Source organism: Pseudomonas anatoliensis (assembly GCF_017976235.1).
GTDB lineage: Bacteria > Pseudomonadota > Gammaproteobacteria > Pseudomonadales > Pseudomonadaceae > Aquipseudomonas > Aquipseudomonas anatoliensis.
The window spans coordinates 234,406-261,146 of record NZ_JACVHC010000005.1; the positions used below are offsets into that span (position 1 = coordinate 234,406).

23 protein-coding genes and 1 riboswitch are annotated in these 26,741 nt (G+C 60.1%); of the genes, 7 read left to right on the plus strand and 16 right to left on the minus strand.

Going from position 1 to position 26,741, the window contains the following annotated elements:
- Positions 1-32: 32 nt before the first annotated feature.
- Positions 33-485, minus strand: a complete 453-nt coding sequence (locus ICA16_RS17945) for a DUF1249 domain-containing protein (RefSeq protein ID WP_003221062.1) — start codon at positions 483-485, stop codon at positions 33-35.
- The gene (locus ICA16_RS17950; RefSeq protein ID WP_115145950.1) at positions 476-1,093 is read right to left on the minus strand and encodes an NUDIX domain-containing protein; all 618 of its coding nucleotides are present in this window, start codon (positions 1,091-1,093) and stop codon (positions 476-478) included. Before ICA16_RS17950 ends, ICA16_RS17945 begins: the two co-directional genes overlap by 10 nt.
- Before the next feature lie 228 nt (positions 1,094-1,321).
- Between ICA16_RS17950 and ICA16_RS17955 the strand changes: the two genes are divergently transcribed.
- Positions 1,322-2,068, plus strand: coding sequence for an RsiV family protein (locus ICA16_RS17955; RefSeq protein ID WP_150602662.1), 747 nt, complete (start codon positions 1,322-1,324; stop codon positions 2,066-2,068).
- Here the strand turns inward: ICA16_RS17955 and cytX are convergent.
- Both cytX and thiC read right to left on the minus strand, forming a co-directional pair.
- Positions 2,037-3,329: a putative hydroxymethylpyrimidine transporter CytX gene (gene cytX / locus ICA16_RS17960; protein ID WP_210701170.1), complete on the minus strand. Its 1,293-nt coding sequence runs from the start codon at positions 3,327-3,329 to the stop codon at positions 2,037-2,039. The two genes, ICA16_RS17955 and cytX, sit on opposite strands and share 32 nt — an antisense overlap.
- A gap of 246 nt (positions 3,330-3,575) precedes the next feature.
- The gene (gene thiC, locus ICA16_RS17965; protein ID WP_210554274.1) at positions 3,576-5,465 is read right to left on the minus strand and encodes a phosphomethylpyrimidine synthase ThiC; all 1,890 of its coding nucleotides are present in this window, start codon (positions 5,463-5,465) and stop codon (positions 3,576-3,578) included.
- Between the two features lie 168 nt (positions 5,466-5,633).
- A riboswitch (TPP riboswitch) is annotated at positions 5,634-5,739 on the minus strand.
- A gap of 196 nt (positions 5,740-5,935) precedes the next feature.
- Here thiC and ICA16_RS17970 point away from each other — a divergent pair.
- Positions 5,936-7,369, plus strand: a complete 1,434-nt coding sequence (locus tag ICA16_RS17970) for a TolC family outer membrane protein (RefSeq protein WP_210701171.1) — start codon at positions 5,936-5,938, stop codon at positions 7,367-7,369.
- 186 nt (positions 7,370-7,555) lie between these two features.
- On the opposite strand, the gene waaA is transcribed toward ICA16_RS17970, so the two are convergent.
- Positions 7,556-8,830, minus strand: a complete 1,275-nt coding sequence (gene waaA, locus ICA16_RS17975) for a lipid IV(A) 3-deoxy-D-manno-octulosonic acid transferase (protein WP_210701172.1) — start codon at positions 8,828-8,830, stop codon at positions 7,556-7,558.
- An 11-nt stretch (positions 8,831-8,841) separates the two neighbouring features.
- On the minus strand, positions 8,842-9,744 hold the full coding sequence (locus tag ICA16_RS17980) for a LysR family transcriptional regulator (RefSeq protein WP_150617550.1): 903 nt from the start codon (positions 9,742-9,744) through the stop codon (positions 8,842-8,844).
- Positions 9,745-9,846: 102 nt separating this feature from the next.
- Here ICA16_RS17980 and ICA16_RS17985 point away from each other — a divergent pair, with 102 nt between their 5' ends.
- The 4 genes from ICA16_RS17985 to ICA16_RS18000 all read left to right on the plus strand — a co-directional run bounded on the left by ICA16_RS17985 (position 9,847) and on the right by ICA16_RS18000 (position 13,282).
- Positions 9,847-10,179: a DMT family transporter gene (locus ICA16_RS17985; RefSeq protein ID WP_150602668.1), complete on the plus strand. Its 333-nt coding sequence runs from the start codon at positions 9,847-9,849 to the stop codon at positions 10,177-10,179.
- 124 nt (positions 10,180-10,303) lie between these two features.
- The gene (locus ICA16_RS17990) at positions 10,304-11,479 is read left to right on the plus strand and encodes an NAD(P)/FAD-dependent oxidoreductase (protein WP_210554277.1); all 1,176 of its coding nucleotides are present in this window, start codon (positions 10,304-10,306) and stop codon (positions 11,477-11,479) included.
- Positions 11,476-12,288 (plus strand): aldo/keto reductase, encoded by an 813-nt coding sequence (locus ICA16_RS17995; RefSeq protein ID WP_210701173.1) that lies wholly within the window; start codon positions 11,476-11,478, stop codon positions 12,286-12,288. Before ICA16_RS17990 ends, ICA16_RS17995 begins: the two co-directional genes overlap by 4 nt.
- 31 nt (positions 12,289-12,319) lie before the next feature.
- Complete coding sequence (locus ICA16_RS18000; RefSeq protein WP_150602671.1) at positions 12,320-13,282, plus strand: metal ABC transporter ATPase; 963 nt, start codon at positions 12,320-12,322, stop codon at positions 13,280-13,282.
- Positions 13,283-13,289: 7 nt separating this feature from the next.
- Here the strand turns inward: ICA16_RS18000 and ICA16_RS18005 are convergent, their stop codons facing one another.
- From ICA16_RS18005 to msbA, 7 genes are all read right to left on the minus strand, one after another.
- Complete coding sequence (locus ICA16_RS18005; RefSeq protein ID WP_210701174.1) at positions 13,290-14,090, minus strand: hypothetical protein; 801 nt, start codon at positions 14,088-14,090, stop codon at positions 13,290-13,292.
- A gap of 52 nt (positions 14,091-14,142) precedes the next feature.
- Complete coding sequence (locus ICA16_RS18010) at positions 14,143-14,829, minus strand: hypothetical protein (protein ID WP_210701175.1); 687 nt, start codon at positions 14,827-14,829, stop codon at positions 14,143-14,145.
- Positions 14,830-15,804, minus strand: coding sequence for a glycosyltransferase family protein (locus ICA16_RS18015; protein WP_150617545.1), 975 nt, complete (start codon positions 15,802-15,804; stop codon positions 14,830-14,832). It abuts the gene before it with no gap.
- A 130-nt stretch (positions 15,805-15,934) separates the two neighbouring features.
- Positions 15,935-17,356, minus strand: a complete 1,422-nt coding sequence (gene hldE / locus ICA16_RS18020) for a bifunctional D-glycero-beta-D-manno-heptose-7-phosphate kinase/D-glycero-beta-D-manno-heptose 1-phosphate adenylyltransferase HldE (RefSeq protein WP_210701176.1) — start codon at positions 17,354-17,356, stop codon at positions 15,935-15,937.
- A gap of 64 nt (positions 17,357-17,420) precedes the next feature.
- Positions 17,421-18,821, minus strand: a complete 1,401-nt coding sequence (locus ICA16_RS18025; RefSeq protein WP_210701177.1) for a PIG-L deacetylase family protein — start codon at positions 18,819-18,821, stop codon at positions 17,421-17,423.
- 4 nt (positions 18,822-18,825) lie between these two features.
- Positions 18,826-19,722: a GNAT family N-acetyltransferase gene (locus tag ICA16_RS18030; protein WP_210701178.1), complete on the minus strand. Its 897-nt coding sequence runs from the start codon at positions 19,720-19,722 to the stop codon at positions 18,826-18,828.
- Complete coding sequence (gene msbA / locus ICA16_RS18035; RefSeq protein ID WP_150602677.1) at positions 19,716-21,536, minus strand: lipid A export permease/ATP-binding protein MsbA; 1,821 nt, start codon at positions 21,534-21,536, stop codon at positions 19,716-19,718. The genes ICA16_RS18030 and msbA overlap by 7 nt, the downstream gene beginning before the upstream one ends.
- Positions 21,537-21,660: 124 nt before the next feature.
- Here msbA and ICA16_RS18040 point away from each other — a divergent pair, with 124 nt between their 5' ends.
- A complete protein-coding gene (locus ICA16_RS18040) occupies positions 21,661-22,314 on the plus strand; it encodes a lipopolysaccharide kinase InaA family protein (RefSeq protein WP_150617541.1) in 654 nt (217 codons plus the stop codon).
- Between the two features lie 3 nt (positions 22,315-22,317).
- Here ICA16_RS18040 and ICA16_RS18045 read toward each other — a convergent pair whose 3' ends face one another.
- From ICA16_RS18045 to ICA16_RS18055, 3 genes are all read right to left on the minus strand, one after another.
- Positions 22,318-23,688 (minus strand): hypothetical protein, encoded by a 1,371-nt coding sequence (locus tag ICA16_RS18045; RefSeq protein WP_228734198.1) that lies wholly within the window; start codon positions 23,686-23,688, stop codon positions 22,318-22,320.
- 143 nt (positions 23,689-23,831) lie between these two features.
- Positions 23,832-24,740, minus strand: coding sequence for a glycosyltransferase family 2 protein (locus ICA16_RS18050; RefSeq protein WP_210701180.1), 909 nt, complete (start codon positions 24,738-24,740; stop codon positions 23,832-23,834).
- The gene (locus ICA16_RS18055; RefSeq protein WP_047299460.1) at positions 24,733-26,487 is read right to left on the minus strand and encodes a carbamoyltransferase family protein; all 1,755 of its coding nucleotides are present in this window, start codon (positions 26,485-26,487) and stop codon (positions 24,733-24,735) included. Before ICA16_RS18055 ends, ICA16_RS18050 begins: the two co-directional genes overlap by 8 nt.
- Positions 26,488-26,741 lie beyond the last annotated feature (254 nt).

Below are 26,741 nucleotides of genomic sequence, written 5' to 3' on the forward strand. Positions count from 1 at the left end.
GAGGAAACCGAGGAACCGGACGCAGTTCACAACTAGCGTACGACTTCGTACTCGTGCCCCAACGCCAGGCAATGACTCAGCCATTCCCCCAGGAACAGATTCAGCTGAGCTTTTTCATCCGGCTGATGCATCGCGGCGTTCGGGTAAGGATAGATGCCGCGAAAGCGTCGTGCATGTTCGGCGCTGATCACTTCGGCCATGCGCGCGTCGTGATAGACCTGCACTTCCAGTTGCGGCACCGGCAGCCATGGCAGGCTGTGCTCCTGACGCACTTGCAACGTGGTGGTATACGGGCAGGTTTGCAGCACTTCGAGGGCCAGTACGCCGAGCATCTGCTCGCCCTGAGTCACGGCGATGCGCCGCGCTTCGGGTTCGTTGCGCATGTCCGGCACCAGTCGCATCAGGCGCGCGTAGTTGGCCTCGCAGGCGGCTTGCAGCCCCGCGAGGTCGACTCGATAACGATCGCGCAACTTGTTTACAACCATAGCCCCCTCACTTCGGCGCGGTTAAGCGCCAGCCACTGCAAAGCGATGATGCTCGCCGCGTTGGCAATGCGTCCGTCACGGACGGCCTGCAAGGCATCTTCAAAGGCCCAGACCGTGACGCGGATATCTTCTGCCTCTTCCTCCAGCCCATGCAGGCCGCCAACGCCATCGGTGCTGCAACGCCCCAGATACAGATGCACGAACTCGTTGCTGCCGCCCGGCGACGGGAAATATTTGGTCATCGGCCACAGGGCCTTGATGTCCAGCCCAGCTTCCTCCTGCGCCTCGCGGTGAGCAACTTCTTCCGGCTGTTCATCCTTGTCGATCAGACCAGCGACCAGTTCGACCAGCCACGGATTGTCAGCCTTGCCCATCGCGCCGACGCGAAACTGCTCGATCAGCACCACTTCGTCGCGCTGCGGATCGTACGGCAGCACGCACACGGCATCGTGACGCACGAACACTTCACGGTTGATCTCGCGGCTCATGCCCCCGGCGAACAGCTCATGGCGCAGGTGCACACGATCGAGCTTGTAGAAGCCCTGATAGCAGCTCTCGCGGCGCACGATGTCGACGGCGGTCGGAATGGCGTTGGCAAAGTCAGTCATGAGCATCCTCGTTTACTGCGAATCCATTACGAGGTTCCTTATCGTTACCGGCAACCTCGACTTCGCGCCATCCTAACGCGCCCGTACCGTTTGATGCAGCCCCTTTACCGTCATCGGGATGGACGGTGGCGGCGAAACCCACTCTAATTAGCTTAGTGGCGAACTGACTGCTTCGTTGAGAGTCGAAGCGGTAACTTTTTGCCTTCCCCTGCTTTCGAAAGGACGCCCATGTCGCTTTTCAAAATTGCCTCCGTGGCCGCCATTGCCCTGACCCTGGGCGCGTGCGCGAGCCTGTTCCAGCCCAACTATCGCACGCCGCTGGAAACCACCCGTGATGCGTCGGAACAGCTGAAACCGGGCTGTTCCAACCCGGATTGCCCACTGGTGAACATCGACACCCTGCGCTTCCCGGCAGAGCCCGCGCTGGACCCGATCATCGAAAAACGCCTGCTGCAAATGACCCGCACCGAGCCGGGCGCACCTGTCGCGCCGACGCTGGCGGCCTACCGCGAGCAGTTTCTGGCCAACGCCGGCCCGCGCAACAGCAGCTATCTGCAAGCGAAAGTACGTGAGCAGCATGACGGCTTGGTGATCATCGAATTGTCGAGCTACCTCGACACCGGTGGCGCCCATGGCACACCGGGTCGCGGTTTCATCAACTATTCGCGCCAGCAGCACAAAGTGCTGAATCTGTCCGACATGCTGATGCCGGGGCAGGAAGAGGCGTTCTGGAAGGCTGCGCAAGTGGCGCACAACAGCTGGCTGATCAGCACTAAGCTCGATCAGGAAGCCGAATTCGTCAAGAGCTGGCCATTCGTGAAAACCCCGCACGTCGCGCTGACCTACGGCGGGGTGATCCTCAAGTACGAAACGAGCACCATCGCGCCTTACGCGCTGGGCCACGTCGAACTGAAGATCCCTTATCCACGTCTGAACGGCATTCTCAAGCCTGAGCTGTTTCCCGGCCGTAACTGAAGGCTCGACCGAGCACCCATTGCAGCAGCCCTGCCAGCATCAGCGCCGGCAGGGTCGCGCCGATGTCCGGATACAGATTCGCCAGCAAGTGATAGGTGCTGACACCACCCAGCCACGCCAACAACGCCGGCCAGCGCAACGCGGCTGAAGCGACCAGCCCCCGGCGCTTGCGCAGGATGAAGTGATCCACCAGCACCACGCCGAACAACGGCGCAAACACCGAGCCGATCAGCAGCAGGAAATTCTGGTATTGCGCCAATGGCGCCAGCAGTGCAATCAGCGTGCAGATGACGCCGATGGCCAAAGCCAGATGCTCGACTTTCAGGCGCAACAGAATCCCGCTGGACACCGCTGCCGAATGAATGTCGGCGAAGGCGTTTTCAGACTCGTCGAGCAGAATCAGCAGCAACGGAATACCCAACCCGGCACCGGCCAGTGCCAGCAGCAACGCATTGACTTCACCGCTCGGCGCGAACGCCAGGGTATATGCCACGCCGAGGCTCATCAGCCAGAAATTACCAATGAAGAAACCGACGGCGGTGCCGCCGAAAACGTTCTTCGCACGCTTGCCGAAACGCGAGTAGTCGGCGATCAGCGGCAGCCACGACAGCGGCATGGCAATAGCGATGTCGAAGCCCACGGCGAATGGCATCGAACCGTCACCGGCACGCGCCCAAAGTGCGGCCAGATCAGCCTTGGCGAACAGGTTCCAGGTCAGCCAGAGGCACGCGGCCAACAGCAGCCAGATACCCCATTTGCGCAGGATCTGCCGGACAAACGTCAGCGGCCCGCTGACGGCAAGCAGGGTCGCCAGAGCGCCGAAGAACAGCGTCCACAACACCGGATTGGACCACAGCGAACCTTCGCTGAATGCGCGGGTGCCGAGCAGGCTGGCGGCGTCTCGCATGACGATGATTTCGAACGAGCCCCAACCGATCAGTTGCAACAGATTGAGCAGCGCCGGCAGGCTCGCACCTTTGCTGCCGAGGCTGAGTTTGAGTGCAGCCATCGACGACAGGCCGGTGTCGCTGCCGATCACCCCGACGGCCGCCAGCAGCAAAACGCCGACCAGCGTGCCGAGGAAAATGGCCAGCAGCGAACCGGACAAGCCCAGACCCGGCGCGAGCAATGCGCCGGTCTGCAGCACCATCAGGCCGATGCCGAGGGAGAACCACAGGGAAAACAGATCGCGACCGCCGAATACACGCTTGTCGGCGGGCACGGCGAGATCGGGGGAGTAGGTACCGGGTTGAATGCTCAAGGGTGTTATCTCAGAGGGACATTTGTTGTTGTGTTGACCGCTATCGCCAGCAGGCTGGCTCCCACAGGGAACTTGTGAATAGTTTTCTGCAGGAGCTGCCGAAGGCTGCGATCTGTTGATCTTGCAAAACAAAGTCAAAAGATCGCAGCCTTCGGCAGCTCCTACAGGAGAGTACGTTCATAGTCCCCTGTGGGAGCCAGCCTGCTGGCGATGGGGCCTTTGCAGACCCCACCTGTTCAGGTCAGATCAAACTTTCTTGTACAGCTGACTGCCTTCCTTCTTGAACCGCTCGGCCTGTTCCGCCAGGCCTTGGGCGACTTCGGCGTCGACCGCTTCGATCCGCTGGTTGGCCGCGTATTCGCGGACTTCCTGAGTGATCTTCATCGAGCAGAATTTCGGTCCGCACATCGAGCAGAAATGCGCGACCTTGGCCGAGTCCTTCGGAAGGGTTTCATCGTGGTACGAACGCGCGGTGTCCGGATCGAGACCGAGGTTGAACTGGTCTTCCCAACGGAATTCGAATCGCGCCTTGCTCAAGGCGTTGTCGCGGATCTGTGCGCCCGGGTGCCCCTTGGCCAAGTCCGCTGCGTGCGCGGCGATCTTGTAGGTGATGATCCCGGTCTTCACGTCATCCTTGTTCGGCAGGCCCAAGTGCTCCTTCGGCGTCACGTAGCAAAGCATGGCGCAACCGAACCAGCCGATCATCGCCGCACCGATACCCGAGGTGATGTGGTCGTAGCCCGGCGCGATGTCAGTGGTCAACGGGCCGAGGGTGTAGAACGGCGCCTCGTCGCAGCATTCCAGCTGCTTGTCCATGTTCTCTTTGATCAACTGCATCGGCACGTGGCCCGGGCCTTCGATCATGCACTGCACGTCGTGCTTCCAGGCGATCTTGGTCAGCTCGCCGAGGGTTTCCAGCTCGCCGAATTGCGCTTCGTCGTTGGCGTCGGCAATCGAGCCCGGACGCAGGCCGTCGCCCAGCGAGAAGCTGACGTCGTAGGCCTTCATGATTTCGCAGATTTCGTCGAAATGGGTGTAGAGGAAGTTCTCTTTGTGGTGCGCCAGGCACCACTTGGCCATGATCGAACCGCCACGGGAAACGATGCCGGTCACGCGCTTGGCGGTCAGCGGCACATAGCGCAGCAACACGCCGGCGTGGATGGTGAAGTAGTCGACGCCCTGCTCGGCTTGCTCAATCAGCGTGTCGCGGAACAGCTCCCAGGTCAGGTCTTCAGCGGCGCCACCGACTTTTTCCAACGCCTGGTAGATCGGCACGGTGCCGATCGGCACTGGCGAGTTGCGGATGATCCACTCGCGGGTTTCGTGAATGTGCTTGCCGGTGGACAGGTCCATGACCGTGTCTGAACCCCAGCGAATGCCCCAGGTAAGTTTCGCCACTTCTTCTTCGATCGAAGAACCCAAAGCGCTGTTGCCGATGTTGCCGTTGATCTTCACCAGGAAGTTACGGCCGATGATCATCGGTTCCAGTTCGGTGTGGTTGATGTTGGCCGGAATGATCGCGCGACCACGGGCAATTTCTTCACGGACAAATTCAGGAGTGATGATTTTCGGCACGCTGGCGCCGAAGCTGTGCCCGGCGTGTTGCTGATCCAGCAGCCCGGCGGCGCGAGCCACTTCAAGCTTCATGTTTTCGCGGATGGCGACGTATTCCATCTCGGCGGTAATGATGCCTTTGCGCGCATAGTGCATCTGGCTGACGTTGGCCCCGGCCTTGGCGCGGCGCGGGTTGTTCACGTGGGCAAAGCGCAGTTTGGTCAGCTCGGCGTCGGCTAGGCGTTCCTGGCCAAAATTGGAACTCAGACCCGACAGACGCTCGGTATCGCCACGGGATTCGATCCACGCCGAACGCACATCGCCCAGGCCTTTGCGCACATCGATGATGACGTTGGGATCGGTGTACGGGCCCGAGGTGTCGTACACGACGACCGGCGCGTTGATCTCGCCGCCGAAGTCGGTCGGTGTCACGTCGAGGCTGATTTCGCGCATCGGCACGAGGATGTCCGGGCGGGAACCCTGAACGTAGACTTTTTGCGAGCGGGTAAAGGGTTGAACCGACTGTTGATCGACTTGGGCCGAATCACTCAGGTTCGTCGTATTTTTTAGTTTTATCGTCATCACGGGCTCTCCAGACAGCATCCAGGCAGTGGATTTTTGTCGGAGCGAACCTGTAACGAATGGACGCGACCAATCAGCGATGACTTTGCTGTTGGTGCTGTGCTCAGTGCTCGAGGGCTGTTCGATTGTCGAACAACATCCCGGACGAAGCACAAGAGGACTCGCCGGGTGACGAGAAATCTTGTTCCCTACGCAGGCGCTAACCTGATCAGGTTCAACGGGATCCGAAATTATTCGATCTCAGCCTCATAGCAAGGCACCCCGACAAGAACCCGGCCAGTCTAGACACAACCGGCAAAGAACGCCAACACCGCGGCAAACCCCATGATGAATGGCGCAATTAACGGATTGTTGCCGAGCGCAGGCGCAACTACACTCGCTCTGCCCCGCCGAGCCTTGACGCTACAGGGGCCGCGCCTTACCTTTGGCGCCCGGATTACTTCCATAATATTCATGCTAGGGATCGCCTCATGCTGCGCAAACTTTCACTGGCTCTTGCCGTGTCTTGTGCGTCCAACGCAATGGCCTGGGCAGCAGAAGCGCCCTTGTCGACCAAAACCGATCTGGTCAGCGTCTATCAGGAAGCGGTCGACAACAACGCCGACCTGGCCGCCGCCCGCGCCCAGTACGGTGCACAGAAAGAGGTGGTACCGCAGGCTCGCGCCGGATTGCTGCCGAATCTGTCCGGTGGCGCCGAAGTGGCGGATGTACGCACGTCTATCGATCAGCCTTCAGCCATCGCCAACCGCAGCGCTCACTCGTATCAGGCGACTCTGGCTCAGCCACTGTTCCGCGCCGATCGATGGTTCCAGTACCAGGCTGCCAAAGACGTCAACGAACAAGCCGCGCTGCAACTGTCGGCCACCGAGCAGAACCTGATTCTGCAATCGGCCGAGAGCTACTTCAACGTGTTGCGCAGCCAGGACAACCTGGCCTCGACCAAGGCTGAAGAAGCCGCGTACAAGCGCCAGCTCGATCAGTCCAACGAACGCTTCGACGTCGGCCTGTCGGACAAGACCGACGTGCTGCAATCGCAAGCCAGCTACGACACCGCGCGGGCCAACCGGATCGTCGCGCAGCGTCAGGTCGATGATGCATTTGAAGCGCTGATCACCCTGACCAACCGTCAGTACAACTCGATTCAAGGCATTGTCCATACGCTGCCGATCCTGCCGCCAGCGCCGAATGACGCCAAGTCGTGGGTCGACACCGCCGCCAGACAGAACCTCAATCTGCTCGCCAGCAACTACGCCGTCAGCTCCGCCGAGCAGACCCTGAAACAGCGCAAGGCCGGCCACTTGCCGACCCTCGACGCCGTGGCCAAATACGAAAAAGGTGACAACGACGCCCTCGGTTTCGCCAACCCGAACTCATTCGGCGCGCCGTACGGTGGCAATGTTGAACAAAGCACGCTGGGTTTGCAGTTGAACATCCCGATCTATAGCGGCGGGCTGACCAGCTCCCAGGTTCGCGAGTCCTACTCGCGGCTTGACCAAACCGAGCAGCAGCGCGAAGCCCTGCGCCGGCAAGTCGTCGAAAACACTCGCAACCTGCATCGCGCGGTAAACACCGACGTCGAGCAGGTGCAGGCGCGCCGCCAGTCGATCATCTCCAACCAGAGCGCGGTGGAAGCCACGGAAATCGGTTATCAGGTGGGCACGCGCAACATCGTCGACGTGCTTGATGCCCAGCGCCAGCTGTATAGCTCGGTGCGCAATTACAACAACACGCGTTACGACTACATCCTCGACAACCTGCGCTTGAAACAGGCCGCGGGGACGTTGAACCCGGGAGATCTGGAGGATCTGCGCCGTTACCTGAAGGCCGATTACAACCCCGACAAGGACTTCCTGCCGCCGGATCTGGCCAAGGCTGCCGAGGCGCAGCTCAGGGCTCGGCCGTAAACAACGTGAATAAATTCCCTGTGGCGAGGGGATTTATCCCCGATGGGCTGCGAAGCGGCCCCAAAACCATTCACCGCGGTGATTCCGTCAGACTTGGCTAGCCGTATTTACGACTGCTGCGCAGCCGATCGGGGATAAATCCCCTCGCCACAAATTCATGTCACCTGAAAATACTTTGGCGCCAGGCTACTTGATGAGTCTGCCCAGGCCATCGAGCAATCGCTGCAACGCGCCCTGATTGCGGCGCATCACCGCCAGCCCGGCGTCGGCCATGCGCTGCGCATCGCGCGGCAACTCGAACAGGCGCTGCACTTGCACCGCCAGCCCTTCGGCATCATCCACTTCAACCAACGCCCCGGCCTCGCGCAACTGCGCGGCGATGTCGAGAAAGTTGAACAGGTGCGGGCCGCTGATCACCGGTTTTGCCAGTGCGGCGGGCTCCAGTAAATTGTGCCCGCCATTCGGCACCAGGCTGCCACCGACAAAGGCGCTGTCGGCCAAGGCGTAGAGAAACAGCAGCTCACCCATGGTATCGCCGAGCAGTACCGAAGTTTGCGCATCGACATTAGCCTCGGTCGAACGACGCAGCGTGGCAAAACCTTCGCGCTGACACAGTTCAAACACCGAGTTGAAGCGCTCCGGGTGACGCGGCACCAGAATCAGCAACGCATCCGGATGATTGGCCAACAAACGCCGGTGGGCGTTCAACACCACTTCATCCTCGCCGTCATGGGTGCTGGCGGCGATCCACACCGGTCGCTCCAGCGCCTGCCACTGGCCACGCAATTGGGCGGCGCGTTGCAGCAGTTGCGGGTCGATGGTCAGGTCGAATTTGATCGAACCAGTGACCTCGACCGTCTCCGGACGCGCACCCAGATCGCGGAAGCGCTGAGCCTCGGCCTCGGTCTGCACGGCAAAAAAACTCATCTCGGCGAGCATCGGCGCGGTCAGTTTGCTGAAGCGGCCATACCCCTTGGCCGACCGTTCGGACAAGCGCCCGTTGGCCAGCGCCACCGGGATGCCGCGTTTGGCGCACTGATGAATATGGTTGGGCCACAGTTCGGTTTCCATGATCACCGCCAGTTTCGGCTGGACGCGATCGAGAAAACGCGCCGCTGCGCACGGCAAGTCATAGGGCAGATAGCAGTGCTGGATGCGCGGCTCGTTGGCGAACAGTGCCTGAATTCGCTCCGAACCGGTCGGCGTCATGCAAGTCACGGTAATCGGCAGCTGCGGATAACGTTGCAGCAAGGCGCGGATCATCGGCGCCGCGGCGATGCTTTCGCCCACCGACACCGCGTGCACCCAGATGCCACCGGGTTGCAGCGCCGGCATTGCGTAAGAGAAACGTTCGCCAATGCGCTTGGCATACGCCGGCGCCTTGCGCGCCCGCAGCCACAGCCGAATCGCCACCAATGGCAGCCCCAGGTAAAACAGCGCGGTGTACAGAGTTCTATTCATGGCGGCGGAGTTTATCGACTTTTTCCGTCGATCGCGCGCAAGTGCACGGCAAAACGCTCGGCCAGCCAACGCGCCGCAGGGCCGAGCGGCTCGTCGCGCCGCCAGACCAGCTCCACCACCAGCGCTGGCGGCGTCCATTCGCTGGCGAGCTCGACCATCAAACCCTGATACGCCGAGTACTGCACCACGTGCCGGGGCAGCCACGCCCAGCCAAGATCGCGCACCAACCATTCGGCCATGACGTAGAAACTGTCGGCCCGCCACACCTGTGGACTGGCCGGCTCGCTGCCGGGGTAGACGCTGGTTTGCGTCGACATCAACAGTTGCCGGTGTTGCGCCAGTTGCTGGCAGGTGACGTAGGGCTGCGTCGCCAACGGATGATTGATCCCGCAGACCGTGACCATTTCCACGCTGCCCAGCACTCGTCGTTCCAGCGCCTCGGGGATTTCATCGTGATAGAACAGCAAGCCGAGATCGGCGCGGCGCTCGACGAGTTTGCGTGCGACTTCGCCTTGAGCAGCGCTGGTGAGTTGTACTTCCAGGCTGGGAAATTGTTCGGCCAGCGCGCCGAAACTTTCCACCAGCGCCTGATAAGGCATCGCCTCATCCTGCGCCACGCGCAGTTGCGCTTCCTGGCCGCGCATCATCGCCATGGCCCGGCCATTGAGGCGCTCACACTGGCGCAAGACTTCCCGCGCCTCTTCGAGCAGCGCCTCCCCCGCTTCGGTGAGCCTGGGCTGACGACCGCTGCTACGCTCAAACAGGCTCACGCCCAGATCGTCCTCGAGCATGGCGATGGCACTGCTGATCGCCGACTGCGCCTTGCGCTGCTGCCGGGCCACGGCGGAAAACGAACGCTGTTCGGCGACCGCGATAAACACGCGTAACTGATCTAGATTCCACTGCGTGCTCATCGCACATCCCATCTCTCAAACAGATAGGTAATGACTTTACCGCATCTGAACAACCTCTAAAATGCCGACCTCAGAAAGTAACGCTGCACACGAGGATTACACATGAACGCCTACGCCTACCTTGCCATCGCCATCTGCGCCGAAGTCATGGCCACCGTTTCGATGAAAGCGGTCAAAGGCTTCAGCACGCCGCTGCCACTGCTGGTGGTGATCGTCGGTTACGCAATCGCGTTCTGGATGCTGATCCTGGTGGTGCGCACGGTGCCGGTGGGCGTTGCCTACGCGGTGTGGGCCGGGATGGGCATTGTGATGGTCAGTGTCGCGGCGCTGTTTATCTACGGGCAGAAGCTGGATGTGCCGGCGATGTTGGGGATGGGGTTGATTGTTCTTGGCGTTGTGGTGATTCAACTGTTCTCGAAAACTGCGGGGCACTAAAGAAAAAGATCGCAGCCTTCGGCAGCTCCTACAGGTGTACGCATGACCCTGTAGGAGCTGCCGAAGGCTGCGATCTTTTTTCGCCTGTATACTGCGCCCTCGTCTTGAACACTGAGGTCGCTGCATGCCATCCGTTATTTCCACCGACGTTCTGATTGTCGGCGCTGGTGTCGCCGGCCTCTGGCTGAATGCGCGCCTGCGTCGTCAGGGTTTTTCGACCGTGCTGGTGGAAAGTGCCAGCCTCGGCGGCGGGCAAAGTGTGAAATCCCAAGGCATCATTCACGGCGGCGCCAAGTATGCGCTGCACGGCGCGTTGACCGGCGCGTCGGAAGCCATCGCCGACATGCCGCGACGCTGGCGTGAAGCGCTGGCCGGCAACGGCGAGCTGGATCTGAGCGGCGTGCGCCTGCTCTCCGAAGCCCATTACCTGTGGTCGCCGGGCACCCTCGCCGGCAACCTCACCAGTTTCTTCGCCAGTAAAGCCGTGCGCGGCCGCGTCGATCAGGTCAAGGGCGAGCAACTGCCGCCAGCCCTGCAAGACAAGCGCTTCAAGGGCAAGGTCTATCGCCTCGCCGAACTGGTGGTCGATGTGCCGAGCCTGATCCAGCGTCTGGCCGATCTGGCCGGTGACGGTCTGCTCGCCGGGCAGACCATCGAGCCCATGCTGGAAGCAGGCGTGCTGGTGGGGCTCAAGGTCGACGATCGCGAGATCCGCGCCCAGCGCATCGTCCTCAGTGCCGGCGCCGGTACCGCCCAACTGCTCGAGAATCTGGGCCTGACTCATCCGGCCATGCAGCGCCGGCCATTGCACATGATCCTCGCCAAAGGCCCCGGCCTGAAACCGCTGTACGCCCACTGCCTGGGCGGCGGCACCAAACCGCGCATTACCGTCACCACGCATCCGGCGGCTGATGGTCAGTGGGTCTGGTACATGGGTGGCGACATTGCCGAAAGCGAAGGCGTGAACCGCGAACCCGCCGAACAGATCGCTACCGCGCAAAAAGAAATCGCCCAGTTGTTGCCGTGGATCGATCTCAGCACGGCGCAATGGGCGACGTTGCGCGTCGACCGTGCCGAGCCGCTGCAAACCGGCCTGACGCGCCCGGACAACGCGTTCCTCGCCGAAGAGGGTCGTTTGCTGGTCGGCTGGCCGACCAAACTGGCGCTGGCGCCGGACTTTGCTGACCGAGTGATTACCTCCTTGCAGCGCGACGGTATCCAGCCGCAAGCCGGCGAACCGTTGCCGTCGCTGCCAAAACCACCGATGGGCGTTCCGGCCTGGGAGCAACTGTTGCCATGAGCATTGCCACCCTGCATGACTTTCACCGCCCGCTGGGCAGTACCGGCCTGATGGTCTCGCCGCTGGGCCTGGGCACGGTCAAACTTGGCCGCGATCAAGGGGTGAAATACCCCAACGGCTTTCAGATTCCCGATGACGACGAAGCACGGATGTTACTCAGGCAAGCACGCGAGCTAGGTATCAACCTGATCGACACGGCCCCGGCCTACGGTCGCAGCGAAGAGCGCCTCGGCCCACTGTTGCGCGGCCAGCGTCAGGACTGGGTGATCGTCAGCAAAGTCGGCGAAGAGTTTACCGACGGCCTCTCGCGACACGATTTCAGCGCGGCGCACACGCGCTTGTCGGTCGAACGCAGCCTGCAACGTCTGGAAACGGACTTTATCGATCTGGTGCTGGTGCACTCCGATGGCAACGACCTGGCCATTCTTGAGCACGAAGACGTTTATGCCACACTCGCCGCGCTCAAGGCCGAGGGCAAGATTCGCGGCTTCGGCTTTTCCGGCAAGACCGTCGAAGGTGGCCTCAAAGCATTGGAGCAAGGCGACTGCGCGATGGTCACCTACAATCTGAACGAACAAAACGAGAAGGCTGTCATTGACTATGCTGCTGCGCACGGCAAAGCCATTCTGGTGAAGAAGGCCCTGGCCAGCGGTCACGTTTGCCTGAGCCCGGGCGTGGATCCGGTACGCGCCAGCTTCGAGTTGCTTTTCGCGCAACCTGGCGTGGCCAGTGCTATCGTCGGGACGATCAATCCGCTGCACCTCGCCCACAACGTTGCGACCGTTGCCCAAGTCCTTCGTGGTCACTGACGCCGCCCCGCGGCCTTAAGCAGGAGCCGATATGCCGCGCACGCTCATCAGAAAGAACCCGAGCAACTTCAAGACTCTGCCGCTGTTCGTCGAAGCAACGCCCGAAGGCCTGACGTATCAGAGCGTCGGCATGCCGCTGAATTTCACGCAGACCTTGCAGCGACGCAAACCGGTCAGTGTGACGGACACCGAACGCTTCTCGCTGGAACTGGCGAATCTGGGCGTCTCGGTACGCCTGACCCTGCATTGGCAGAATCGCGACTACTGGGTGCTGGTGCGCCAGCGTCGGCAGGATCGCGGCGATGTGGTGCTGAAGTTGATTTCCGGTTACGTACCGGCTCACGAACTGAATATTCCGCTGCACACAGCCATTCAAGAGATCGCCGAAGAGTGTTTGCTTGAAACCCCCGAAGGCTGGCTCGGCGGGCGTTTCAACGACACTTGGCTGCCGGCGCCCTACTCCTCCGCCCTGCATTATCGCGAGGCTTTGCCGTTTCGGTTGACGCCACTGTCCGGTTCAGCGCGGCCCATTCGTAGCGCCAATCTGCAATTGCTGGAGCGGCCGCGCGCTTATGTGCATTTGCCGACAGCGTCGCTGCAATTGATCTACGACTTGCGCCTGGACGTGCCCAAGGAAGCCAAATCCCTGAGCCTGTTCCACGTCGATGAGCGTCTGGAAGGCGATCAACTGGTGGCGCGGCTCGACCGCAAGCGACCCGATCTGTACTTGATGCCACTCAAGGACGGCGCGCCAGTGGCCGAGCTGTACACCCTCAAGCGCGACAAACTGCTACCGGCCAGCACGCGCGGACTTTATCTGGCCGAGAGCTTTGCGAATCAAGAAGGCTGGGTGGTGCGCGAAGAGCGGATTCGCTGGAAAGACTGGCTCGTGCAACAGGGCCTGCAACCGGCAAAGCCCCCTCGTGCGGGCCTCAAGCAGCTAAGTCTCAAGGCGTTGCGCCTCGTTGGCCTGGGCAAGAAGCGCGCGAACTGACTGCCGGTTAGCGCCGACGATCCAGCCACGTACGCAACGTGGCAAAGAAGTGGAAGTAACGATTCTCGCGTTTGCCCATGCCGCGCTTGGGCGAGAACGACTCCTCAGCAAACGCGCCGGTAATACGCACCCGCGAAGCCTGGGTCTTCAGCGTGCAAACCTTGGCGTCGGCCTGCTGCAATACGTATTTGAGCAAGCGTTCGGAATGCAGCTTCCTCCCCGTCGCCTTGCAGAACTCGAAGATGCGCTCGACTCGTTTGCCATACGCGACGTAAGTATCGCGACCGCAAATGGCAAAGCGGTCGTTCAACCCTCCCCACCACTGCCAATCGGGAATGTAGGCATTGTGCTGCCGCGCCTCTGGATGATTGAACACATAGGCCGGTAGCGGGTTGTGGAAGAAATTGTCCGGACGCACGAACACCACGAAATCGGGATTGAAGGATTCAATCATGCTGGTGACGGTGTGCAGCGAGTTGAGCTGATAGATCAGGTTGCGCAACGATGCAAAATCATCCGCCCAGGTATCGCCCTGTGTCTTGACCTGCTCGAAATCCCAACGCTCCAGCACGCCTTCGGTTGAGGTCAGCGTCCCGGTCATCGACTCGAATGGCTGGTAGTTGTCCGCCGCCAGCTCGCCTTTCTCGCCTGAGCGCGCGTTCTGCACTTCATCGATTTTGTACAGGTGATAAAAGCACTTCACGTCGCTGCCCGCAGGTAACTGCGCCAGTACGTTCTGTTCGATGGAAGGAAAACAAATCGGCGAGTTTCTCGGGATACCAAAAAAAGCCACGGCAATTTTCAACACTCAACAGCACCTTTTCGAAAGTTGTACGGGCCGGCCGACACCGCGGACTCGCTTATTTGCGGCGAAACAACTTTTGCCACCAGCGGCGGGGTTGCAGCGGCACGACGATGACGTCCGATTTCTGCAGCCAGTCGCGCTCGTAATCCCAGGCATGCCCACCCCACAGTTTTCCAGCTTCGTTGGAAAAACCCAGGGTCATGAGCTGATAGGTGTACCCGGCATGACCGCGCAACCAGTCGAACAGCACCAGCGTGTTGAAACCGGTGGAGGGGCCAACGTAGCGCTTGCCACCCGGCCGGTCGACCGGATAGTTCCAGAGCGGTGGCAGCGGAATGCGATCCCAGTACATGGCCACACGAGGCAGCGGACACATCGGTGCGGCACAGCCGACCAGCATGGTGAAAAAGCGCTCACCCGCCTGATCACACAGCCGCTGCACGTCCGGCCCAAAGGGCAGGCCAAAAAAATACGCGTCCTGCGCGTTATAGCCATGCACGACGACGTTCACGCTGCGCCAGTCGAGCAGTGGCGCCTTGATGCAGGTATTGAAGCTGACCACGACGTCATCGACGCCAATGTTCAACGCCTGAAAATCCGCCGCCGTAATGGCCGGATTGTTGGCAATCAATACGACCCGAGCCGCACGGCTCAGGCACGCCTGCAATGGCTCGGGCAGCGCCCCCAGAACAGACTGGTCACCGCCAGGCAGCGCATCCAGCGCCATGTGTTCGTCCTTCATTCAGGTCGGCACCTTCATCCCGTGGCGTAACTTGACCCAGAACTGCGTGAACGCCGAAGGCGGCTGCCATGGGCGCATCTCGCGCTGGATTTCCGTGGCCAGGGCCTGACCAACACGGGCGAAGGAATAGCGACTTTGCGCAAATTCCTGCCCCTTCATGGCGATACGTTGCGCCAGCTCCGGGTCGTCCTGCAGCAGTTTGATCTTTGCAACGGCCTCGTCTTCGCTGCGATAAAACACAGTGTTGTGCATGTCTTCGAAGCCGAGCAACTGATCTTCTTCGCCTTGGCTCCAGGCCAGCAGCACGCAGCCACAGGCCATGGCTTCAAAATTCTTGATCATGAACTCGTTCATGCCGATGTCGGCACTGACGAAGATCTTGATGCGGTTGAGCGTTTCGAGGTATTCCGAACCCGACTTCGTGCGGGTCACCAGCATGCCGGTACGTTGCGCGAGCGACTCCAGCATTGCCTTGCGCTCGGCGTACTCGGTACTTTTCAGGCTACCAAGAAAACCGATGGGGATATCCCGCTCGGCGCCGGTGTTGCGCAGCATCTGCTCGTCGTAACCCTTGGAAACGAAGACGGTGTCGATGCCTTCAGCGAGCATTTTGCGGGCAACCACGGCGCCAGACACCAGCGCGCGGCAGCTCGGCAGACGACTGTAGAGACGCGAATACACGCCACGGTATTTACTGGCGGGCATGTAGTTCTGGTAGGCGTCGTGTTCGAGGAACACCAGCCCGGGAATGCACTTGAGCACCCGCAGTTGCGTGGCCAGGCGCTTGACCCGGGAGAAGATCACCACGCGGTCGAACGTCTGATAGTCGACCGAGGCCAGAAACCGTCCGAGGTTTAGCTGTTGCTGCTTGCTCAGACGGTAGATGACACATTCATCACAGTTCTGCTGCACGATGTCGTAGAGCCGGTCGAGAATGACCCGCTGCTCGTCCATCACCAGTAGCATGACTTTCATAGATTAATTGACCACGCGACGTAGGCAGGCAAGCGCATCGGATTCAAACCTGCCGACATCAACGGAAACGGCTAGATCCCCAAGGCAAAATCCGTTCACACGCAGTACACAACGGTAAAAATTCATCTGATCAGCGACTGCGGATTTTTTCGACAATTGCGGTCGTCGAGCTGTTTTCCACAAGCCCCAGCACTTTCACGGTGCCGCCATAAGACGTCACGATGTCCGCACCAACCACTTGGTCGATCCCGTAATCGCCGCCCTTGACCAACACATCCGGCTTGACCTCACGCAGCAGGTTTTCCGGGGTGCCTTCAGGGAAACTGATGACCCAGTCCACCGCGCCAAGCCCCGCCAGAACCGCCATGCGCCGGTCAACACTGTTGATCGGACGACCCGGCCCCTTCAAGCGACTGACCGAAGCATCGTCATTGACCGCAACAATCAGACGATCGCCTTGCGCCCGCGCCTGTTCCAGATAGGTCACGTGGCCGGCGTGCAGAATGTCGAAGCAGCCATTGGTGAACACAATCTTTTCGTTATGCGCGCGAGCATCGGCCACCGCGAGAATCAATTGTTCCAGACCCAGTACACCGCGCTCGGAGCCTTCTTCACGCTGAATGGCGCGACGCAGTTCCGGAGCACTGATGGCCGCCGTACCGAGTTTGCCGACCACAATGCCGGCGGCCAGATTGGCCAGCGCCACGGCGTGGGGCAGCTCTTCACCGGCGGCGATGGCAGCAGCCAGCGTCGAGATCACCGTGTCACCGGCACCGGTAACGTCAAACACTTCTCGCGCACGGGCCGGCAGGTGCAGCGCCGGATGATCAGGACGCAGGAGGGTCATGCCGTGCTCGCCACGGGTCACCAGCAGCGCACCGAGTTCGAGGTCGTGCATCAGCGTGGCGCCCTTGCTCACCAGCTCATGCTCATCGGCGCAACCACCGACGATGGCTTCGAATTCGCTGAGGTTGGGGGTGATCAGGCTGGCGCCACGGTAGATCGAGAAATCCTTGCCCTTCGGGTCGGCCAGCACCGGGATATTCCTGGCCCGGGCAGCCTGAATCAGCGCCTGATGGTTTTTCAGTGCGCCTTTGCCGTAGTCGGACAACACCAGCACCTTGATGCCTTCGAGCAGATCATCGACCTGCGAGGCCAGGGCCAGGGCATCGGTGGCAAACGGTTCTTCAAAGTCGATACGCAGCAATTGCTGGTGCCGGCTCATGACCCGCAGCTTGACGATGGTTGGCTGGTGCGCAATGCGCTGGAACAAGGCACGTACGCCCGCGCCCTTGAGACTGTTGCTCAGGCTGTCGGCAGCTTCGTCGTCACCGGTCACACCGACCAGAGACGCCGGCGCACCCAGCGCGGCAATGTTCAAGGCAACGTTCGCGGCACCGCCCGGACGATCTTCGATTTGCTCGACTTTAACGACCGGCACCGGGGCCTCAGGGGAAATCCGTGAGGTTCCGCCATGCCAGTAACGGTCGAGCATGACATCGCCGACTACCAAGACCGGGGCTTGATCGAAACGCGGCATGGACAACTTCATGGAGCAACCCACATACAAAATGAACAGGGGCGCGATATTAACACAGGGAAAAGCGCCGTCCGCCTCAATCTGAAAGGTCGCGCACCCAGAACAATTCGTGGCGCCGGACAGCTTTGCGGAAAAATTCGTTACTGCCCGTGACAGGCCAGCGGCGCCCGGCCAGAGCCTGCTGGATCCAGCGGCGCAATTGGCGCTTGAACGCTTGCCCGCCCTGCAGGTCATGCTCCATCGCCAGTGCCATGGCCTTGTCCAGTTGCGTATCCGCCGACAGCAGCGGACTCCACAAGCGGTCAGCCGGCAACGGCTCGATCGCAGGCGGCAAGGCGATACCAGCACCGGCAGGCCCCATCGGCCAGCGGTCGTTGTCATGCAGGTGATTGGCGTACATCAGCAAGGTCGTCGGCTTCCAGTTGCTCAGGGCAATGGCTTCAAGCAGGGCTTGAGTGCTGGCGACGTGATCGCTATGGGGATCGAGTTCAGGATGCGGCGTGACCAGCACCTCGGGACGGTAGTGCTCCAGCAGTTTCGCCAGATCGCCGACCAGATTCTGCCAGGTCGGTTGCCCATCGACGTCGGCGGGCAACGCCAGCGGATTGTGCCGACGCACACTGCGCACGTCGCTTTCCTGCGACTCTCGGGAACCGAACGCTTTGCCCGGTTCTGCAGCCATCGCAGGCAATTGCAGGCAGTAGTAACCCAGTTGCACGCAACGCTCGACGGGCACCCCGCCCCACTGCGGAATTGCCAGACTGTCCCAACTGCGCAAACGCCCCTTCAACCGGGCAGCCGCAGCTTGATCCAGACCCAGACGCTGGAAATCTTCAGCCTCAATCTCGCCTTGGGTCAGAGTGACGATGCTGACGTCCTCGCAGCGGCTATACAGGCCAAACGCTGCCAACTCGGCATCGTCGGCATGGGGCGCGATGACCATCACGCGCTGGCGGCTGTAGTCAGGGCTGGCCATGACCCACAAAGTACCGACGGCGCCTGCCGCGCAATACCGGCCGCGCAGGTTCAGTGAGCCCTGCTGTAATGCCTCGGCTTGACCGGACAGGTTCAGAAAACGCCGCCCGCTGACCCCGCGCTCGAAATCCTGGCGATCATCGCCGACCTGAACGTAAGGATCGAGCCAGCGCCCTAGCCAGCCAGCCTTCAATTCAAGTTCGAGAATAAGCGTTTCGCCTGCAGCCAACGGTTCGCTCAGACGCACAACACCACCGCTCAGGCTCACCGCCTGCCGCGCCGTGTCGGTAGGAAACGCGTATTGATAATCGTCAGAGGGCCGGTAGAACAAATGATCGGCAAACCACGCCTCGTGGGCGATCCAGGCCAGCACCAGCAACAGCGGCACCAGCCACCACGCGATGAGTAACCCGATCACAAGCAGCGCGACCAGAAAGGCCACGAGGAACATGCGCTTGTTACGTCGATGGGCCTTGAGAAGCTGTTGCTTGCGAGCGCTCATGGATTCAGACCTTGTAGACCGGCACCGTGTGGCACCAGCGATCCTTGTACTCACGGTCGGCACGACCGAATGAATAACGCAGAGGCTTGCCCAGCGCCCGCGCGTCTGCCCAGGCCTGCTGGGTGTTGACGAAGCTCAGGACGCTGCCAGGGCTGAACTCGCGGCTCTGCGGGTCGACGCCACCATTGACGTATTCAAGCGACACCCATTGCGGCGCCTCGACGCGGTACAGCACCTGAATGGCCACCGGCGCCGATTCGAGCATGGCCACCGAGCCGGTCATGAATTCGCGCAACAGCGTGAAGACTTCGACCAGCCCGGCCTTGCCCGGTACTTCAAAGCCCCAGCGACGCTGAAACAGATCGCCGTAAGCGGCGGCCTGCTCTTGCGGGGTAAAGTCGGACATCGCTACCAGCGAGCCACCCGCCTCTTCCAGCAAGCGCTGCTCGCGACGCTGGTTGTAGCGAAATTTCTTCGAATACTCCTCCGGCAACCGGGCCAGGGCCAAGCCCTCCGGCTGCGCTTTCAAGGTGCTGATCTGCTCGGCATTCAGTTGGGAGACATAGGCCATGCGCTGACGGACCGGCACGACGATATCGGGCGCGATCGGCAGGATGATTTCCGCATTGCCCATGTCCAGCAAGCCGCGCTTGCCCTCGCGCTTGAGCACTTCCTTGGACAAGGCGACGTGGCGCCCCCAGCAGGGAATGGCGGCAAGCACCTCACCGCCAACGATCCAGCCCAGGTAACGCAGTTCGATACCGACGAAGGTCGACAGCCGCTCTACCACTTCGGGATGTGTCGCGAAACTACCACCGAAACGCTGCCAGGCACCCGCGTACGCATCCCGGTCGATTTCACTCCAGCCGCGTTCACGAAAGCTGCGAAACATTGTCAGCATACGTTGGTCACGTGGGCCGGCTGAGGTTCGTCACCTTCTTCAAACTCTTTGGCATGCAGACGTGAGTAATAGCCGTTCTGCTCCAGCAGTTGCGCGTGACTGCCGCGCTCAACGATGCGGCCTTCATCCATGACCAGAATCAGGTCGGCCTTCTCGATGGTGCTCAAGCGGTGAGCAATCACCAGCGTCGTGCGGTTCTGCACCACATGATCCAGTGCTGCCTGAATGTGTCGTTCCGACTCTGTATCGAGAGCCGATGTGGCCTCGTCGAGAATCAGCAACGGTGCATCCTTGAGCAGGGCCCGGGCGATAGCGATGCGTTGGCGCTGGCCGCCGGACAGCAATACGCCGTTTTCGCCGACCATGGTCTCGTAACCCTGCGGCATCTTGACGATGAACTCGTCGGCATAAGCCTCGGTAGCCGCGCGTTTGACCTCTTCGAAAGGTGCGCCAGCCAGATCGCCATAAGCGATGTTGTTGGTCACCGTATCGTTGAACAGCGTGACCGCCTGGGTCACCAGAGCAATCTGGCGACGCAGGCTGCGCAAGGTGAAGTCCTGCACCTCTACGCCATCGAGCAGAATCTGACCCTGCTCATGCTGGTAGAAGCGCGGAATCAACCCGGCCAGCGTCGACTTGCCGCTACCCGAACGCCCGACCAAAGCCACCATCTGCCCAGGCTCGACGACAAAGCTGATGTCGTTGAGCACCTTTTTGTCGGTGTCCGGGTACTGGAAGCTGAGATTGCGCACTTCCAGACGACCTTCAAGACGATCGCGCTCGACCGTGCCCTGATCCACTTCCGCCGGCTCATCCAGTTGCTCGAAAATACTCTCGGCACCGGCCACGCCTTTCTGGATGGTAGAGCTGACTTCAGAGAGCTGACGGATAGGCTTGGGCAACAGACCGGCCATGGTGATGTAAGCCACCAGATCGCCCGGCGACGCGTCACCGCGAAGATAAAGCACGAGGAACATGACCACGGCCATGGCGCTGTACGTCACCAGTTGCAGCATCGGCGTGTAGACCGCGCCGGTCTTGGTCATCGTCAGCTGCTTGTCGGTGTTGCTTTGGCTGGCGTCGCGAAAGCGGTCTTTTTCATAGACTTCACCGCCGAAACTGCGCACCACGCGATAACCATGAATGGTCTCGGAGGCGACGTGCGTGACGTTGCCCATGGACACCTGGATCTTTTTGCTTTGCTTGCGGAATTTCTTGCTGGTGCTGTTCACCATAATGCCGATCACCGGCAGGATAGCGACCATCACCAGGGTGAGTTTCCAGTTCATCCACAACAGGGTGCAGAACAGGAAAATCACCGTCATGCCTTCACGGATGACCACTTTGATCGCGTCAGTCGCCGCCCCCGTGACCATCGTCACGTTGAAGGTGATCCGGGAAATCAGATGACCGGAGTTGTTCTTGTCGAAGAAGCGGTTGGGCAAATCCAGCAACTTGTTGAACAGCACGACCCGCAAGTCATGCACCAGGCCCAGAGAAACCCGCGCCAGAAAGAAGTTGCCGAGATACGAACCCACACCCTGCAACACGGCGATGAACACAATCATCAGCGGCACGGTTTCGAGCAACTGCAACTTGCCCAGATAAGGATTGCCCGGAAACAGACTGGCTTCAGGATTGGCCAGGCCGTCGACAAAGTACTTGAGGATGTAAGCGAGCATCGGCTGGGTCGATGCGAAAAGCAGAAACCCGACGATGCTGAGAAGGAAGAGACCGGCATAAGGCCGCACGTAAGCCAAAAGGCGGAAATAGATCGCCAGCGTTGACTGGGCTTTCGGTTCAGGACTGCTCATGGTGATCCGCACAATTCAGTGAGGCGCGGATGATATCACACGCGTTTTTCCCCCGATAAACATGACTTCACGCCAGCCTTTGAGCAAGTCGGTTAAGATACGCCGCTAATGATGGGAGCCAGATATGCAATCGATTGATCACAGCACTTACGAGGCACTGCGCGAAGGTGCACACGTACTGGAAGCCGACGGCTCCGGCGACAAGGTGCTCAGATTGGCCGATGGACGCATGCTCAAACTGTTCCGTCGCAAACGGCTGCTCAGTTCTGCGCTGTTCTACCCCTACGCGCAACGTTTTGCCGACAACACCCGGGCGCTTGAACAACGCGGCATCCTCTGCCCCAAAGTCATCGCGGTGTACCGCATCCCGAGCATCGAGCGTGACTGTGTGTATTACAGTCCGCTGGCGGGCAATACCGTACGCCAATTGCAAGGCACCAGCGAAGAGACTGAGTCTCTGAGATTCCAGCTGGGCGCATACTTTGCTCAATTGCACGAGAAAGGCGTGTACTTTCGATCGCTGCACTTCGGCAACGTGGTGCTGACCCCGGACGGCCATCTGGGCCTGATCGACATCGCCGACCTGCGCTGCCAGAAGCGCTCGCTCAGCGACAGCAAACGCCTGCGCAATTTCGCTCACCTGCTGCGCTACAAGGAAGATCGGCAATGGTTGCTGGGCCAGGACGCCGGCGACACCTTTATCGAAGGTTACCGACAGGCCCTGCCGAGCAACCGGCAAGCGCCGCTGATCTCGCGCCTGCGCCCACTGCTTGCTTGAACCCTAGCGACCAATCACCACAACGGTCGCGCCTTTGCGATTGGCGAAATGCTCAAGGATGCGCAGCTTGTGTGCTGCCAGCCACTCGTTCAGCCATGGCTCGTCACCTTTCGCCTCGATCACGAAATAACGGTAGTCGCCAGCATGCGCTGGCGATATTGCCTCTTCCTGCGTCAGGACTGGCAACACGTAGCCGCGCCCCGCGTAATAGCTGATCCGCCCATCGGTGAAGTAAGTCGGCGCGTCCGATTCAACATGGGAGGACATCCAGCGGCCGGCCTCGACATAGTGGGTTTTTCCGGCCCCGGTGGAGATGACGTTCGATAGCATCACCAGCAGCGCCAGTACCACCAACCCCTTGCCCAATCGCGGAAATTGGCGAACAAACGCTGCCAGCCCCATCGCCAGCACAGGCACAAACATCAGGTTCAGAAAACTCATGTAGCGCGCATTCATGAACTGTTGCTTGATAAAAAACAGTACCAGTACCACCAGGTAGAGCATCGCTACCCAGGCGAAGGGACGATAGTCGCGCCAGTAGATACCCAGCACGCCCCAGTTGCGCCGCAGAATGAACGGGACGGCGAACGGCCCCATCAACTTGACGAAAGTAATCGTCATGGTCGCAAGGATGCCGAAGAAAATGATCCGACCCGCCTCATCCTGGGAATACTTGGTGATGAGTGAATTAGCGAACTGATCGCAGAGCATCTGGAACGAGGCGAACACACTGCGAGGCTCAATCATGTCCAGATAAAGAACCACGCGCGCCGACAAGAGCACGCCTGTCACCGAGACGACCAGCAACCCGATAACCGGCAACAATGAAAACTGAATGAACGACAGGCGTCGGCTCGACGACCACAGGTTGGGCAATTGCCACAGCGCCAACGCCGGTATCAACAACAACGCCTCCAGCCGAAACAAGGCGGCCGCGACAATTGCCATATGAATAAATGCCGCACGCAACCAGCCTCCACGAGCCTGCCAGCGCAACGCGAGCCACAGCGCCAGCGTGCAAAAAAACCAGAAGCCGCACTCACGGATGATGTCATTTCGAAAGGCATTGACCGCAGGCATTGCCAGCATGACAAGACAGGCCCACCGGGTGATGTCGGGTGAACGCTGACGGACGCAGTCCACCATCAACGCGCTGATGCCAGCAAAGAAGAGGCCACACCAGAGGTAGGCGCTCAGCTCCAATGGCAACCGCAGGATGGAATGGGTAGCGGCAAGCAGAAGGGAAAACCACGGCCAGTCGAAAGTGGCCCAGGCGACATCGGGGCCCTGCTCGGTGACTTGTTGTGCGATATCGATGTAAAGCGCGGCATCACGCCCTACTGTCGCAGTACCCATGACCGCTATCAGCGACAACAGCAAACTGCCAAAAAATGTCAGCCATACCGGGTATTCGTCGATGATCCTGGCGACCTGAGTACCCACTTTCCCGCTCCTGCCTTTCACCCAGCCACCTCACCAACACTCATCACAAGGTACGCGCAGTCACGGCGGACCATTTATCGAAACAGCAGACGCAAAGCCTTGCGAGTGTAGGACCAGCGCGAAAACGTGCGCCAGTCTGCACGCAGCGCCTGAAAATAGAAGCCCTTGGCCAGGCTGTACTCGCCATGTGAGTAACAATCGCGAAACAGCGACAAGCAGCGCTGTGCCAGAAAGGCCTGACGCAGGTCGTGCATCTCCTTTGGCATGCGTCGACTTGAAAATACCTCGCTGACGACTTGCTCCGTACCGGCAGCAAGACTTTGGCGCAAATCATGGCGCATGCTGTCGGCATGTTTGTAGATAAGTGCCAGGGGTTTGTCGAGGACGGTGCAAGGATAGCGCGCCAGCACTTGGGCAAACACTGGCAGATCCTCAACGTTGCGCAAATGTTCCGGGTAATTGCCCGGAACGAATACATCGCGATGCATTGCGCACGCGCCGTTGGATATCGATACGGTCTTGTCCAGCAGGTAACCCTGCAAACGCTGCCGCGGTGTCAACGGCAAGGGCTTGGCGGTCTGTAAGCTGCGCCTGCCGTCGGCAAATACCGACCAATGCGCGCCAATGACCATCCGGGTTTGCGGGTTGCTGGCAATATGTTGCGCAAGCGCAGCCAGTGCGCCGGGTGCCATTTCGTCGTCGGAATCGAGAAAAACCAGATACTTCCCGGTCGTTTCTTCAAGCCCCCGATTGCGCACCGTAGACAACCCGCCATTGCTTTTGCGCAGCGCGCGAAAACGCCCGCCATGCTTGAGCAATAGCGATTCCACTACCTCAGGCGTCTCGTCCGTCGACCCATCGTCGATGACCAGTAAATCCACCGTCGTTTCATCCAACTGCGCCAACACCGACTCCACTGCGCGGGGCAGGGTTCGCGCGTAGTTGTAAACGGGGATCACGACGCTGATCAGTGTTTCAGTCAATTGCGTATCCTTTTACACCCTCTTTGACGACCAGAATATCTTCCATGATCAGGTACTCCAGATCGGAGCCGAAAAACATGTTCAGCGCATCAGTCGGCGAGCAGATCATCGGCTCGCCACGACGGTTGAGCGAAGTGTTCAGCGACACGCCGTTGCCAGTCAGGTTTTCCAGCGCTTTCATCATGTCATAGTAGCGCGGATTGTATTCGCGCTTGAGCACCTGGGCGCGAGACGTGCCATCTTCGTGGACAACTTCCGGCACACGGGTCTTCCACTCTTCAGACACTTCGAAGGTGAACGTCATGAACGGCGCCGGGTGATCGATCTTGATCATCTGTGGGGCGACGGTGTCGAGCATCGACGGGCAGAAAGGCCTCCAGCGCTCGCGGAACTTGATCTGGTGGTTGATCCGGTCGGCCACGCCGGCCACGCTTGGGCAGCCAATGATCGAACGACCGCCCAGTGCGCGCGGACCGAACTCCATGCGCCCCTGGAACCAGGCCACCGGATTGCCCTCGACCATGATTTTGGCGATCTGCTCCGGCATGTTGTCGAGCTTGCGCCAGACAGGCTTGCTCTCATGCCGGGCACACGCGGCGATCACGTCTTCGTTGCTGTACGACGGGCCGAGGTAGACGTGCTCCATCTTCTCGACCGGTACGCCACGGGCGTGGGACACATAGGCTGCTGCGCCAACCGCGGTGCCGGCATCGCCGGACGCCGGTTGCACGAACAGTTCCTTGATGTCATCGCGGGCGATGATTTTCTGGTTCAGCTTGACGTTCAACGCACAGCCGCCGGCGAAAGCCAGTTTGCCGGTTTCCTTGAGCACGTCGCCCAGGTAGTGGTCGATCATCTGCAACGCCAGTTTTTCGAACAGCGCTTGCATGCTCGCGGCGTAGTGGATGTACGGTTCGTCAGCGATGTCGCCTTCGCGTTTCGGGCCCAGCCACTCGATCAGCTTCGGCGAGAAGTAGAAGCCCTTGCCCTTCTCTTTGTAGCGACGCAGGCCGATGACGTTGGCGTAGTCGGTGTTGATCACCAACTCGCCATTTTCGAACGAGGCCAGACGCGAGAAATCGTATTTGCTGGCGTCACCATAGGGCGCCATCCCCATGACCTTGAACTCACCGTCGAGCATCTCGAAACCGAGGAACTCGGTGATTGCGCCGTACAGGCCGCCGAGGGAGTCCGGGTCAAAGAATTCCTTGATCTTGTGGATCTTGCCGTTTTCGCCGTAACCGAAGAAGGTCGTCGCGTATTCACCCTTGCCGTCGATACCGAGGATCGCGGTTTTCTCTTTGAAACCGGAGCAGTGGTAAGCGCTGGAGGCGTGGGCCAAATGGTGCTCGACCGGTTCGATCTTGATCTTTTTCGGATCAAAACCGAGCTGCTCAAGGCACCAGACGATCTTGTTGCGATAGCGCTTGTAGCGACGGTTACCCATCAGGATCGCATCAAGCGCGCGGTCCGGGGCGTACCAGTAGCGCTTGGCATAGTGCCAGCGGGCCTTGCCGAACAGGCTGATCGGTGCGAAAGGGATTGCGACTACGTCGACGTCGGACGGCTTGATGCCGGCCTGTTCAAGACAGAACTTCGCCGACTCGTAGGGCATGCGGTTCTTTGCATGCTTATCGCGTACGAAGCGCTCTTCTTCAGCCGCCGCCACCAGCTTGCCGTCGATGTACAAGGCTGCTGAAGGATCGTGGCTAAGGGCGCCGGACAGGCCAAGAATCGTCAATGCCACAGGGGTCTAGCCTCTTTAGTCTGCGTGCAGGCGCGATGCGCCTTGAAAATTGATGCGCCCTCGCAAATGGCGAGTGGCAGCTAAAGGGCGGGATTATAGCGTAAACGTGACGGGAATTACCCTGTGCGAATTGCCCCGGGGTGAATGGTTTGCATATTCCTTGTCCGCTGACTCAATAACCGCCCATGCGTCGAAATATCCGACGCGGTCGTGCTGCGTTGTACGATTTTTCGTCCCGGGCTACCGACGGCAAC